14 protein-coding genes are annotated in these 12,226 nt (G+C 38.7%); 12 read left to right on the top strand and 2 right to left on the bottom strand.

Annotation, left to right across the window (positions count from 1 at the left end):
- Positions 1–83: 83 nt before the first annotated feature.
- Together LKW28_RS16735 and LKW28_RS16730 are read left to right on the top strand one after the other, a co-directional pair.
- Positions 84–1,007 (top strand): DMT family transporter, encoded by a 924-nt coding sequence (locus LKW28_RS16735; protein WP_229141511.1) that lies wholly within the window; start codon positions 84–86, stop codon positions 1,005–1,007.
- A gap of 135 nt (positions 1,008–1,142) precedes the next feature.
- The gene (locus LKW28_RS16730; protein ID WP_229141510.1) at positions 1,143–1,928 is read left to right on the top strand and encodes an SDR family oxidoreductase; all 786 of its coding nucleotides are present in this window, start codon (positions 1,143–1,145) and stop codon (positions 1,926–1,928) included.
- 42 nt (positions 1,929–1,970) lie between these two features.
- Here the strand turns inward: LKW28_RS16730 and aspA are convergent, their stop codons facing one another.
- Positions 1,971–3,389, bottom strand: a complete 1,419-nt coding sequence (gene aspA / locus LKW28_RS16725; RefSeq protein ID WP_229141509.1) for an aspartate ammonia-lyase — start codon at positions 3,387–3,389, stop codon at positions 1,971–1,973.
- Between the two features lie 270 nt (positions 3,390–3,659).
- On the opposite strand from aspA, the gene LKW28_RS16720 reads away from it, so the two are divergent.
- The 6 genes from LKW28_RS16720 (at position 3,660) to LKW28_RS16695 (ending at position 7,446) form a co-directional block, all read left to right on the top strand.
- Entirely contained in the window at positions 3,660–3,971 is a 312-nt protein-coding gene (locus LKW28_RS16720) for a hypothetical protein (protein ID WP_229141508.1), read from the top strand.
- Positions 3,972–4,145: 174 nt separating this feature from the next.
- The gene (locus LKW28_RS16715) at positions 4,146–4,715 is read left to right on the top strand and encodes an RNA polymerase sigma factor (RefSeq protein WP_229141506.1); all 570 of its coding nucleotides are present in this window, start codon (positions 4,146–4,148) and stop codon (positions 4,713–4,715) included.
- Complete coding sequence (locus tag LKW28_RS16710) at positions 4,690–5,493, top strand: hypothetical protein (protein ID WP_229141505.1); 804 nt, start codon at positions 4,690–4,692, stop codon at positions 5,491–5,493. Before LKW28_RS16715 ends, LKW28_RS16710 begins: the two co-directional genes overlap by 26 nt.
- Complete coding sequence (locus LKW28_RS16705) at positions 5,477–6,349, top strand: ABC transporter ATP-binding protein (protein ID WP_229141504.1); 873 nt, start codon at positions 5,477–5,479, stop codon at positions 6,347–6,349. The genes LKW28_RS16710 and LKW28_RS16705 overlap by 17 nt, the downstream gene beginning before the upstream one ends.
- Positions 6,350–7,081 carry a hypothetical protein gene (locus tag LKW28_RS16700; protein WP_229141502.1) on the top strand — a complete coding sequence of 244 codons (732 nt, stop codon included), beginning with the start codon at positions 6,350–6,352 and terminating at the stop codon, positions 7,079–7,081.
- On the top strand, positions 7,075–7,446 hold the full coding sequence (locus LKW28_RS16695) for a hypothetical protein (protein ID WP_229141501.1): 372 nt from the start codon (positions 7,075–7,077) through the stop codon (positions 7,444–7,446). The genes LKW28_RS16700 and LKW28_RS16695 overlap by 7 nt, the downstream gene beginning before the upstream one ends.
- Positions 7,447–7,523: 77 nt before the next feature.
- On the opposite strand, the gene LKW28_RS16690 is transcribed toward LKW28_RS16695, so the two are convergent.
- Positions 7,524–8,177 carry a carboxymuconolactone decarboxylase family protein gene (locus tag LKW28_RS16690; RefSeq protein WP_229141500.1) on the bottom strand — a complete coding sequence of 218 codons (654 nt, stop codon included), beginning with the start codon at positions 8,175–8,177 and terminating at the stop codon, positions 7,524–7,526.
- A 168-nt stretch (positions 8,178–8,345) separates the two neighbouring features.
- Here LKW28_RS16690 and LKW28_RS16685 point away from each other — a divergent pair, with 168 nt between their 5' ends.
- The 4 genes from LKW28_RS16685 (at position 8,346) to bioB (ending at position 12,188) form a co-directional block, all read left to right on the top strand.
- Entirely contained in the window at positions 8,346–8,573 is a 228-nt protein-coding gene (locus LKW28_RS16685) for a hypothetical protein (RefSeq protein WP_229141499.1), read from the top strand.
- Positions 8,574–8,756: 183 nt separating this feature from the next.
- Positions 8,757–10,322 carry an FAD-dependent oxidoreductase gene (locus LKW28_RS16680; protein WP_420708899.1) on the top strand — a complete coding sequence of 522 codons (1,566 nt, stop codon included), beginning with the start codon at positions 8,757–8,759 and terminating at the stop codon, positions 10,320–10,322.
- Positions 10,323–10,517: 195 nt separating this feature from the next.
- A complete protein-coding gene (locus tag LKW28_RS16675; RefSeq protein WP_229141498.1) occupies positions 10,518–11,114 on the top strand; it encodes a biotin transporter BioY in 597 nt (198 codons plus the stop codon).
- 66 nt (positions 11,115–11,180) lie between these two features.
- Positions 11,181–12,188, top strand: coding sequence for a biotin synthase BioB (gene bioB / locus LKW28_RS16670; protein WP_229141496.1), 1,008 nt, complete (start codon positions 11,181–11,183; stop codon positions 12,186–12,188).
- The last annotated feature ends 38 nt before the right edge of the window (positions 12,189–12,226 follow it).

The raw sequence follows: 12,226 nt of genomic DNA, 5'->3' as shown, positions 1-12,226 counted from the left end.
GACTTTTTATTTTTCACGTCTTTTTTCAAACGAAATGAAGTATAATAGGATGCATTAACTTTCATCAGATTGGATGGGTATGTGTGCAAAAACATTATTTATATGGCATCTTGTTATTTGTCATGATGGCATGGGGGTTAAATATTGTCGCAATAAAAATATTGGTTAATAACTTTCCTCCATTTACCATTACGGGCTTACGAATTCTTGCTGCGGGACTCGTTATTTTTGTCTTTTTGTATGTGAAGAAAGATCTCAAAAAAATGAATTTGCATGAGTTCGGCTATGTTGCACTTAGTGCTCTAACGGGAATTTTTGGTCACCAAGCGCTGCTTTCCATTGGTTTAGTTAACACAAGTGCGACAAATGGCGCATCCATTCTAGCCTTAATACCGCTTGTTACCAATATTTTAGCGATACTTTTTTTAAAAGCTAAAATGACCATTTTAAAAATGTGTGGGGTATGCTTTGGTATTATTGGCATTTACTTTATTTTGGTACTAGGCGGAGGCTCTTTTACGAAGCTTTCAAGTGGTGATTTATATGTGTTTTTATCGGTCATTGCGCAGGGGCTAAGCTTCATTTTTATTCGAAAAGCTTCCTATACATTGAATCCTAAAACGATTACCTGTTATTCGCTTTTAATGGGCGCAGGGTTTTTGGTTATGTTAAGCATTGCCTTAGAAAGTCAATCCTTCAATCAGATTGGAATTGCTCCAGCTTATGTGTGGGTTATTTTTATTGCGTCAGCCATCATCTCAACTGGAATCGGAAACCTGTGCTATAATTTTGCGATCTCACAGCTTGGGGCGGGTGAAACAGCCATATTTCTAAACCTCTCACCATTCTTTTCGTTGATTGGTTCGGTGTTGTTCTTAAATGAACCATTCAAAATGATTCAGTTAGTTGGCTTTATTTTAATTGTTGTTGGTGTGTTATTAGGAACAGAATTATTTGTTCGAAAACCTCGGATTGATAAGCAAGTTGGGGTTTCCATCTCCAAATAGGTAAGTCGGGTCAGCTCTTTTTCGTGGTGCTGGCTTTTTATATCGGAATGAGGCACGATTATCCGTGAACTAACACAAAATGAAAAAATTGGGTTAAAATTAATGAATAGAACTAATCAAAGGAGTGGCATTCACATGGATTTAAAATTGGATGGCAAAACAGCCATTGTTGTGGCATCTAGCCAAGGACTAGGAAAAGCAATCGCAACCCAGCTCGTAAAAGAGGGTACAAATGTTATGCTCGCTAGCCGTAACGGGGACAAATTAGAAGCTGTTCAGAATGAGCTTTCGGCGTTTGAGAAAGGAAAAGTTTCTTACCTTCAAACAGATATCACCAAAAAAGAAGACATTGAAGCGCTAATCAACCATACAGTTGATACGTTTGGAACAATTGATATACTCATTAACAATGCAGGAGGTCCTCCAGCGGGAACCTTTGATCAGTTGGATGATGAGGCGTGGCAGGGTGCGTTTGAATTAAATCTATTAAGTTACATTCGAATGATTCGTGGAGCTTTACCATACTTGCAAAAAAATGGCGGGAAAATCATCAATATAGCCTCTTCCTCCATTAAAATGCCACTTCCAGGTTTGATACTTTCGAACACGTTTCGTCTAGGAATTGTCGGCTTAGCCAAAACATTGGCTGACGAATTAGCGCCACATAATATCCTGATTAATACAGTTGCACCTGGACGAATTGCAACTGACCGTGTGACTCATTTGGATCAAGTGAATGCAGAGAAATTAGGAATGCCAATCGAAGATGTTGAGGAAATGTTCAAAGAAACCATTCCTTTAAAACGATATGGTACACCTGAAGAATTCGCAAGCTTTGTTACATTTTTAGTATCGGATGCCAATACATATATGACCGGACAAGCATACTTGGTTGATGGCGGTATGGTGAAGGCGATTTAATATTGGCCAAATTAAAGAGGACTGTTGCCAGTCCTCTTTGCTTTACATTCTTTCCAACAAGGATGCTCCAGAAATCCCCGGCTCTGTCATTTCATAAGGGTTTAAGATTAGATCTAATTCCTCTTCGGTTAACACATCGTATTGCAAACAGAGTTCACGTACTTGTTTACCATTAATAATGGCTTCCCTTGCAATTCGTGCTGCGACTTCATATCCGATGTGTGGATTGACAGCCGTAATAATTCCAACGCTTTTCTCTACATATTCCTTCATACGGTCCTCATTTGCTTTGATCCCTTTTAGACAGTATTCGGTAAAGACATGAAATGCGTTGTTCATAATACTTAGTGATTGAATCAGATTGAAAGCTAACACGGGTTCCATCACATTCAATTCTAATTGACCAGCCTCAGTAGCTAAACAGATGGTATGATCATTTCCTATCACTTGAAATGCGACCTGGTTAATCATTTCAGGCATAACAGGGTTTACTTTGCCAGGCATGATGGATGATCCTGGTTGTCTGGCTGGCAGGATAATTTCACCCAGTCCAGCACGTGGTCCTGATGCCATTAAACGCAAGTCATTTGCGATCTTGGACATATTCATCATACTAATTTTCAATGCAGCAGAAACTTCCGCATATGCATCGATATTTTGGGTGGCATCAACTAGATGTTCAGCACCAACTAATGGCAGCCCACTTATTTCTGCTAAATATTTGACTACATTTTTAATATAACGTGGTTCTGCATTTAGACCAGTACCAACAGCAGTTGCTCCCATATTAACCTCATACAAATGCTGGCGGGATTGTTGAATGCGTTTTATATCACGCTCGACAGCTCGGGCATATGCAGCGAACTCTTGTCCTAGTCGAATAGGTACTGCATCCTGTAGATGGGTCCTACCCATTTTTATAATAGGGTCAAATTGTTTTGCTTTTTGCTGAAGGACATCTTTCATTTGTTCCATTGTAATAAGTAATTTTTCAACTAAATTAAGTGTGGCAATATGAAGTGCTGTTGGAAATGCATCATTTGTAGATTGGGACATATTCACATGGCTGTTTGGACTTAATTCATAATATTTTCCTTTTTCATGTCCAAGTATCTCCAGTGCACGATTGGCAATGACTTCATTTGCATTCATATTAATCGAGGTCCCAGCACCACCTTGAATCGGATCTACGATAAATTGATCATGCATTTTTCCGTTTATAATTTCATCCGCTGCTTGTACAATTGGATTGCCAAGACCTTCATATAAATGCTTAACTTCCATGTTTGCCAATGCAGCAGCTTTTTTAACTATACCTAAAGCGATAATTAATTCCTCATGAATCCGGTAACCGGTTAGTGGGAAATTTTCAACTGCTCGAATGGTTTGAACGCCATAATAGGCATCAACCGGAACCTCTTTTTCTCCAAGAAAATCCTTTTCAACACGAAATTGACCCATGATGTTCTCTCCCTTAACATATACATTCAAGTAATCTATGCTTTTTTAACTTATATAAATCTGACCACCCCATTATATCATTAAATTTCTCATTATGAACTAAAACGCTTTCACAATATTAAAATTCTATTAATTATCAAAAATCTGCCTTGTACTTGTCCGGACTAAACGATAAAAATGCTGAATAAGATAATACAAAGTATTCCGAAACTTTTCTCATGCTCAATCGTATGACATGGTATCAGCAGTTTGGGGAAGGGGGGATGAACAATGGTACGACACATGACATTTGCGCTTCTGATTACTGCCATAGAGGTAGCAATCTTGTTCGGGATTTCCCTGTATTTAGATGCAAATATGTTAACTACCATGTTTTTCGGCTCTTGTTTCTTTATCCTATTCGCATTCCTGATGGGCTCCTCGGGCGATGTTTTTACAAAAAACTCAGAGGTTGCCGTTTTTAATACATTTCTAGGAAGCTACAAACCAAAACATGAAAAAGCGATACTCAGGATTAGTCCATTTTTAACGGGGTCACTCCTTTGTCTGGTTGTGTACTTTGTGATGGACTATTTTTTATAGATAAATAGATGAACCCTAGCGCCTTTCTATTTGGAGAGGTGCTTTTTTTTGCATGAACCTGAATATCTTCATTGCAACCATCCATTTCTAATTGGATAATTTAAGTAGAAACTTTTTAAGAATAAAATAAATCCTTTTTTTAATCTTTACGTCTTAGTAATTGAGGTGATAAAAATGCCCGAGGATCAGGAACTAATTGAGGAAATCTTGCAAGGTAGTCAGGCAGCAATGGAGGTTTTAACAAGGAAGTACTACAAACTCATCTATGCGTTTGTTTACCGAAAAGTAGGAAACAAGGAAATGGCCTATGATCTGACACAGGAAATTTTTATAAAAATGATGCAGCGAATCAAATCGTATTCAAATAAAGGAAGCTTTAAAAGCTGGCTCTACACAATTGCCGTCAATCATTGTCGCGATTACTGGAGAAGTGTTGATTACAAGCAGACCTCGAAGCAAGCGGAGCTTCAGGAAACCATCAAAAGCGAAAACAGTAATGTTCCCTACATATTTGAACGAAAGGAAACGCGGGAGCTGGTGAAGGCTGCGATTAATAGCCTACCGGATATGCAACGGGAGGCTGTGATTCTGAAATACTATCATGACATGAAAATCCAGGAGATCGCAGATATCACGAAAGCGAATATGTCGACTGTTAAATCAAGGCTGAAGCAAGGCCTTAGAAAACTTGCAGCAGCATTAGAAAGAGGTGAGGGATATGAACAACAAAGGACAAAACGATAAATTCGATGATGAGATTTTTGAATGGGAACAGGAATTAGGAATGTCACTTGATGAATTTGATGTGGAATTTCCAAATGAATCTGAAATCATGATGACCATTGATGCGATGAGACCTTATGTACCAACGAAAGAGAGTAAATGGGCAACACTTGTTGCTAGTGTATCAAATGTCCTACAACATTCAACTAGGGAAGTCTTTTATTTTTCAGCATTGTTCTGGGGGTTAAATCTTTTATTTTTACTACTCGGTGTATTATCGGTTGTTTTCTACAAAATAGATCCCTATGTGATGATGCTGTATGTTGCACCACTTCCAACGATCCTAGGGTTTATTGAGGTATTTAAAAGTACGAATACCGAAATGGCCGAATTAGAAATGTCATTCAAATTTAGCTTGCAGGAAATCATTTTCTCAAGAATGGTTGTTGTAGGAGCGTTTAATATCATTCTAAATGTATTTTTAACCATTAGCTTCGCGATTCTTTTACCTGAGGTCATGATTGGAAAATTCATTCTCTTTTGGGTCTCACCACTAACCGTTATTGCGGCCATCATGTTAGTTGTAGCCACAAAGTATCGCGGAGGATATACCGTTACTGGTGGGCTTGTCCTTTGGACTGTTGCTGTAATCGCCATTACACAACAAGATGTCATTGAACGAATCGAAACCATCTCCGCATTAGCTTATATTTTGGTGACAGTTGCTGCAACCATTTTTATCGTTGTAAAAATGATAAATATTTACAAAAGGGGTATTTCATATGAATTTAATAATTGAGAATGTATCAAAAGTCTTTGATGATAAAAATGCCTTGGACTCCATAAATTTAGAATTTACAACCGGGGTATACGGGATTTTAGGAGCAAATGGCTCAGGGAAGACGATATTAATGCGGATACTCGCAAGTGTGATGAAGCCAAGCTCAGGTAGAGTTTTACTAGATGGTCAAGATATTGCTTTGCTGGATTACCGGTATCGCGATGTTATTGGCTATTTGCCCCAGCATGTCGGACACTATAAAAACTTTACTGCTGAAAAATTTCTCCAATATATTGCAACCTTAAAGGGACTAACGAAGGAAGAGGCTAAGGTGAAGGTTGCTGAATCACTGGAATTGGTAGGGCTAACTGATCATGCAAAGAAAAAAGTAGGAAAGTTTTCAGGTGGAATGAAGCGCCGCGTGGGCATTGCACAGGCTCTGTTGAACGACCCGAAAATTTTAATCGTCGATGAGCCAACAGCGGGCCTTGATCCAAAGGAAAGAATCCGGTTCCGAAACCTTTTATCACAAATCTCAACAAATCGAATTGTTCTGTTATCCACACATATTGTCTCGGATATCGAGTTCATTGCGAAGGAAGTGTTGATTTTAAAAGCTGGAAAATTAGTTCAAAAGCAATCGCCCCAGGCATTATTAAAAGGAATAGCAAATAAGGTGTGGTCAGTTACCGTTAAGAACGAGTCTGAAATCACGAGATTCCAATCGATTTACAAGGTTGGAAACATCGCACGAGTCGGTGATAGCTTCCAGCTTCGTATATTGAGTGATATCAAACCTCATCTAAGTGCCGTAAATGAACATCCCAATTTAGAGGATTTTTATCTCTACTACTTTGATGAGGAGGTGGCATAAATGGAGCTTTTGAAATTTGAGTTATATAAAATTTTTAAACAGAGAATGGTGTATATTGTGTTCCTTCTGTTGATCGTTTTCTCTACGGGATTTACCTACTATTCTGGGGCCGATCAAGAAAGAGCTTTATATAAGAGTTGGGAAGGGACGATTACAGAGGAAAAGCTCGAGCTTGCTGCCAAGGGAAATGAAGAATTCAATAAGAAATTTGAGAGTATGGAAGAGGGACAATTTTGGTCTGATGAAGAATCGACTTTGATGGGGGTGTATGAAACCATTGCCTATGGCCATCAAATTGAAACCAATGCTCATGAAAAAATCAAAGAGCTTGCAGGAGAAACTAAATATAATAGTGAACTTGAAGCAGAAATGCTAAAGGGAATCGATACATCGACTTTTGCCTATAACAAAGCACCACAAGAAATTATTGATTATGCGAGTTTCTTCTCGATTCTGATTACCGGGGCTATGCTGCTAGTGGGCCTGTCTACCATATACACACAAGAGTACAGCAGTGGGGTAGATAACTATATTTTTAGTGCCAAAAAGGGTAGAGGTACACTACTGCGAGCAAAAATAGTCGCTGCATTAATTTACACAGTTATGGTTGTGATTGGGTGGGAGTTATTCAACCTCGCTTGGAATTTCCAACAGTATGGTAATGGTGGCTGGGATACGTCAATCAATATGCATTTAAATACTATTTTTCACCATATAGCTTTACGATGCTAGAGTACCATTTTATTCAGCTTGGATTTCATTTGCTAGGTGCATGCAGCTTTGCAATCATGATTGTGCTGATATCTGTCTTATGTAAAAATGCGTTGGTTTCCCTCGTGATTAATGGCGCAATTTTGGCAGTTCCATATTTCCTTGTAGAAGCACTTCAACTACCGAATTGGTTGAGGGATATATTCCAATTTTCCTTCCTATTCTACATGAATGTTGAACGATTCTTTGATGGTTTTAAAACGATAAATTTCTTTGGACTCCCAGTACTTTACTCAATCGTTGCATTCGTTGTGATGATAGTTGTGATCATTGCGGTTCCATTGCTAACGTCAATCGTTGTGAAAAATAAAGAAGTAACGTCTTGAATGTAAGCACCTGCCCTTGGGGTAGGTGATTTTTCTTGGTTTAAAAAAACCCCAAGGAACTGGGGAATTTAATAACCTTATTCTTCGTAGCTTTGTATAAGATTTGCGATATGTGCGTAGGCACCGCCAGCCCGGAGTGCAGCAGTTACCAGAATTGCGTCAGCAAGCTCTTCACCTGTTGCCCCAAGTTTTATAGCATTTTTTGAATGAACATCGATACAATATGGACATTGAGTAGCATTTGCAACAGCCACGGCAATGATTTCTTTAAATTTACTACTTAAATTACCTTCTTTTGTTGCGGTAGCACTAAATGCTCCATACGCTTTGAAACCATTTGGAGCAAACTTTCCTAATTGACCGAGATGATTTAAATTTGAGCGTGTATATAGTGTATCGGAAGCATCTTGATTATTTGCATTATGTACATGTGTGCTGTGTGTAACAGCACCACCGGCTTCAACAGCAGCTACAACAAATACCGCTTCGGTTAACTCTTCTAAGGATGCACCAGCTTTTTTCGCACCCTTTGTATGTGCATCAATGCAATAAGGGCACTCCGTAACATGTGCAATCGCAACCGCAATAATTTCCTTCTCCTTCTTTGATAAGGCTCCTTCTTGCATGGCTGTCTTACCGAACGCATTATAAGCCGCTAACTGTTCTGGCGCAAGATCCCTGATTTTCGCAAAATGTTTAATATTTTCTTTCGGATAAAAGCTTGTAGACATAAGAAACCCCCCTTTATGATTCACTTTAGTTTTTCCATTAAATTTGAAAAGCATTCGAAGGGCAGTTCTTGTGAATTTTTTAAAGGAAAAAGAGGATTTTAGCAGAAAATATGGAAGAAATATCGCCGGCGTTGGAATACGGATACAAAAGCTGTTCCTTGGCTATTATTGTTAACAGCAGCAGGCAATCAAAAGGAAACGGTTGATACTGAAATTCTTGATGAATCGGAGGAATGGGCGATGAATTACGAAGAAGTAAAAACAGCCCTGAAAGAATGGGAAAAACTAAGCGTCAACAAAGAAAATCGCGTGGAATATAAATGGCGTTTGAAGGAATTAAGGGATCAATTGAGGCCCGGAAAGTCTTTCATAATATCGATGAAGTCCCGAACGTAGCTGGGATGAGCCCGGAAAGTCCTTCATAAGCCCGATGAAGTCCCGAACGGAGCCGAGTTGTGCCGGGAAAGTCCTTCATAACTAAACGGCTCTCTTTTTTAATCTATTCCCACCCATGTATGATACCCAAATTACTGGAAAACCTAATGGCAAAATTACTTATTTAGGAAATGAGGGTTTATTGTGGCAAATGAGAAAAAACTTCCAGAATCACCTGAGCCATTGTGGCGAGTCGATGTCGACATTCCATCATTTTCCCCACTTGAAGAAGATCTTGAGGTAGATGTGGCGATTGTAGGTGGGGGGATTACAGGACTTACTTCCGCTTACGTATTAGTAAACGAAGGGCTAAAGGTTGCGGTATTAGAGGCAGATCAATTACTCAATGGGACAACAGGGCACACAACTGCTAAGGTGACTGCACAGCATGATCTCATTTATGATGAATTCATCACAAATTTCGGAAAGAGCACCGCTAGGCTTTACTACGAAGCAAATACAGATGCAATCAAATTTGTCCAACAAACAGTGGAGGAGCATCAGATAGATTGTGATTTTAGCCAACAAGACGCAATCATCTACTCCACAACAGACGAATACAAACAAAAGCTTGAAAAAGAAGCGCAGGCCTATCAAAAAATAGGAATTGATGGGGGACTGGTCGACAGTATTCCTTTTAAAATTGATATTAAAAACGCACTTGTTATGAAAAATCAAGCTCAGTTCCATCCAGTAAAGTATCTAGCGCATCTTGTAAAAATTATTAAAGAAAAAGGTGGACTCATTTATGAACATACGGTTGCAGTGAATATTGAAACAGGTGAGAAGCCGACAGTACTTACACGCGAAAATAAACGGGTTAAGGCCGGTTTCGTCCTTGCTTGTTCCCATTTTCCATTCTATGAGGGGACTGGCCTATATTCTGCAAGAATGAAAGCGACACGTTCATACATAGTTGCGGCAAAAACAAAGGAAAGTTTTCCAGGCGGGATGTATATAAGTGCAGATAAGCCAACGCGTTCATTACGTTCAACGATAAATAATGGTGAAGAATATGTTTTAGTTGTAGGTGGCAGTCATCAAACGGGCGAAAGAAACGACACGTTAGAAGAATATAATGCACTAGGTACATTTGGAGAACAGATATTTGATGTAAAGGATATTCAATATCGTTGGTCTACACAAGACCTTCAAACATTGGACAAAATCCCATATATCGGGGAACTTACAACTGGAGAACCAAATATTTTAGTCGCAACTGGATTCCGAAAATGGGGAATGACGAATGGCACAGCTGCTGCTTTGCTATTTAGAGATATTATTCTGAAAAGAAATAACCGCTATCGTGACATATATTCTCCTGCACGATTCAATCCACACCCTTCGCTGAAAAATTTCTTTGTCAACAATGCAAAGGTTGTTAAGCATTTAATTCAAGGGAAAATGGAAATACCAGAAAAAAATGTGGGTGACATTCCGAATGGAGAAGGTGCGGTTATTTCGATTGATGGTCATCGAAAAGGCGCTTATAAGGATGAGAACGGCAAGCTTTACGTCGTTGACACAACATGTACCCATGTAGGCTGTGAAGTCCATTGGAACAATGGTGAAAAATCATGGGACTGCCCTTGCCATGGATCCAGATTCTCCTATACAGGTGAGGTTCTGGAAGGTCCAGCAGAAAAGCCATTGCAGCAATACGATTATACAATGCTGGATAACCTCACATCAGAAGATTCCGGGTATTAAAAAAATCGGCACTGTTCAACAAAAGAACAGTGCTTTTATGTTTTTAAATAAGAGAATCCTCATGTTTACTTTCGTGCCGGAGACTCCTTTATTCTTAAAATAATTGTCAACCGAAATAAAAAACAGGTTGACATATATTGAACAAACCCTTTATTCTAATTTTATAGTTTCTTGTAGAAGGAGGAGGTATAGGGAATGAAACGGAAATTATCGACTATTGAAATCAGTTTAGTCGGAATGTTTGTTGCATTAATGGCAATCGGTGCGAATATTACATCAATTGCGCCATTTATGGTTGTAGGCGGGGTTCCGATTACGTTGCAAACCTTTTTTGCTATATTAGCAGGTGCGATTTTAGGAAGCAGAATTGGCGCGATAAGTATGTGTGTCTATGCATTTGTAGGCTTAGTAGGGGTTCCAGTATTTGCAAAATTTAGCGGTGGGTTTGCTCACTTATTTAGCCCAACATTTGGTTTTATCATTTCATTTATATTCACGGCATATATAACAGGAAAAATCATCGAAAAGAAAAGGGCATTACATATATACATCATTGCATCGCTAATCGGGATGTCTTTAAATTACATTTTCGGAACGAACTGGATGTATTTTGCTTATAAACTATGGGCTTCAGCACCAGAAGGATTTACGTATTCAATAGCATGGTTATGGATGATTGTCCCGTTACCAAAGGATATTGTACTTTCAATTGGGGCAGGGATATTTGCTTATCGCTTTGAAAGGTCACTCGTTAGTCGTGATTACTTTAAGAGTTTAAGAAGAACTGCTTAACTTAATAGAAGAATAGCTAAAAGGTCAGTAAAGCAAATTGAAAAAAAGTGTATGGGAGGAAATATGATGTGTGCATGGAAGGAATTAGCACAAAAAGTCATAGATGGGTATGAATTAGGCAATGAAGAGGCATTAGATGTTCTAAACTCTCCAGATGATGAAATATTGGAATTATTACAAGGAGCTTATGTGATTCGCAAGCATTATTATGGCAATAGAGTGAAGCTAAATATGATAATCAATACAAAGTCTGGACTATGTCCTGAAAATTGTGGGTATTGCTCCCAATCTAGTATATCAACTGCACCCATTGAAAAATATCGAATGATGGACAAGGAGGAAATTTTGAAAGGGGCAGAAAAAGCCAATCAATTAAAAGTGGGTACCTACTGTATTGTTGCGAGTGGTCGTGGACCTAGTAACAAAGAAGTGGACCAGGTGGTGTCTGCTGTAAAGGAAATTAAAGAAAAATATGATTTAAAGGTTTGTGCATGCCTAGGAATATTAAAATTTGATCAGGCTAAAAAGTTAAAAGAAGCAGGTGTAGATCGGTATAACCATAATATTAATACATCTGAAAACCATCACGGTTCTATCACAACGTCTCATACATACCAAGATCGGGTTAATACGTTGGAAACAATAAAGGAGCATGGAATCTCACCTTGTTCAGGGGTAATAGTGGGGATGAGAGAATCAAAGCAAGACGTTGTGGACATGGCAAAAAGCTTACGAGTTATAGATGCCGATTCTATTCCAGTAAATTTTCTACATGCCATTGTTGGAACCCCTTTAGAAGGAACAGACGAACTGAGTCCTAGATATTGTCTAAAGGTGTTGTGTTTAATGCGCTATATAAATCCGACTAAAGAAATTCGTATTTCAGGTGGAAGGGAAGTGAATCTTCGCAGTCTTCAACCACTTGGGCTTTATGCAGCAAACTCAATCTTTGTAGGGGATTATCTCACAACTGCTGGTCAAAAGAGCTCGGCTGACCACAAAATGCTTCAAGATCTTGGATTTGAAATCGATCATGGTGTACAAGTGGGTCTGCGTAAAATCTTGTGTAAGTAATATTCGACAATCTTCGCAAGGCAAGAAATAATAGGTAT

The sequence above is a fragment of the Bacillus sp. REN16 genome (assembly GCF_020731355.1).
In the GTDB taxonomy this organism is placed as follows: Bacteria; Bacillota; Bacilli; order Bacillales; family Bacillaceae_L; genus Ferdinandcohnia.
Note: the sequence above shows the minus strand (reverse complement) of the source record. Positions and strands in the feature narration are given on the sequence as shown.

Excerpts from the sequence above, each read along its gene's own strand:
- LKW28_RS16730 (WP_229141510.1), top strand. The coding sequence starts at position 1,143 with ATGGATTTAAAATTGGATGGCAAAACAGCCATTGTTGTGGCATCTAGC.
- aspA (WP_229141509.1), bottom strand. The coding sequence starts at position 3,389 with ATGGGTCAATTTCGTGTTGAAAAGGATTTTCTTGGAGAAAAAGAGGTT.
- LKW28_RS16720 (WP_229141508.1), top strand. The coding sequence starts at position 3,660 with ATGGTACGACACATGACATTTGCGCTTCTGATTACTGCCATAGAGGTA.
- LKW28_RS16715 (WP_229141506.1), top strand. The coding sequence starts at position 4,146 with ATGCCCGAGGATCAGGAACTAATTGAGGAAATCTTGCAAGGTAGTCAG.
- LKW28_RS16710 (WP_229141505.1), top strand. The coding sequence starts at position 4,690 with ATGAACAACAAAGGACAAAACGATAAATTCGATGATGAGATTTTTGAA.
- LKW28_RS16705 (WP_229141504.1), top strand. The coding sequence starts at position 5,477 with ATGAATTTAATAATTGAGAATGTATCAAAAGTCTTTGATGATAAAAAT.
- LKW28_RS16700 (WP_229141502.1), top strand. The coding sequence starts at position 6,350 with ATGGAGCTTTTGAAATTTGAGTTATATAAAATTTTTAAACAGAGAATG.
- LKW28_RS16695 (WP_229141501.1), top strand. The coding sequence starts at position 7,075 with ATGCTAGAGTACCATTTTATTCAGCTTGGATTTCATTTGCTAGGTGCA.
- LKW28_RS16690 (WP_229141500.1), bottom strand. The coding sequence starts at position 8,177 with ATGTCTACAAGCTTTTATCCGAAAGAAAATATTAAACATTTTGCGAAA.
- LKW28_RS16675 (WP_229141498.1), top strand. The coding sequence starts at position 10,518 with ATGAAACGGAAATTATCGACTATTGAAATCAGTTTAGTCGGAATGTTT.
- bioB (WP_229141496.1), top strand. The coding sequence starts at position 11,181 with ATGTGTGCATGGAAGGAATTAGCACAAAAAGTCATAGATGGGTATGAA.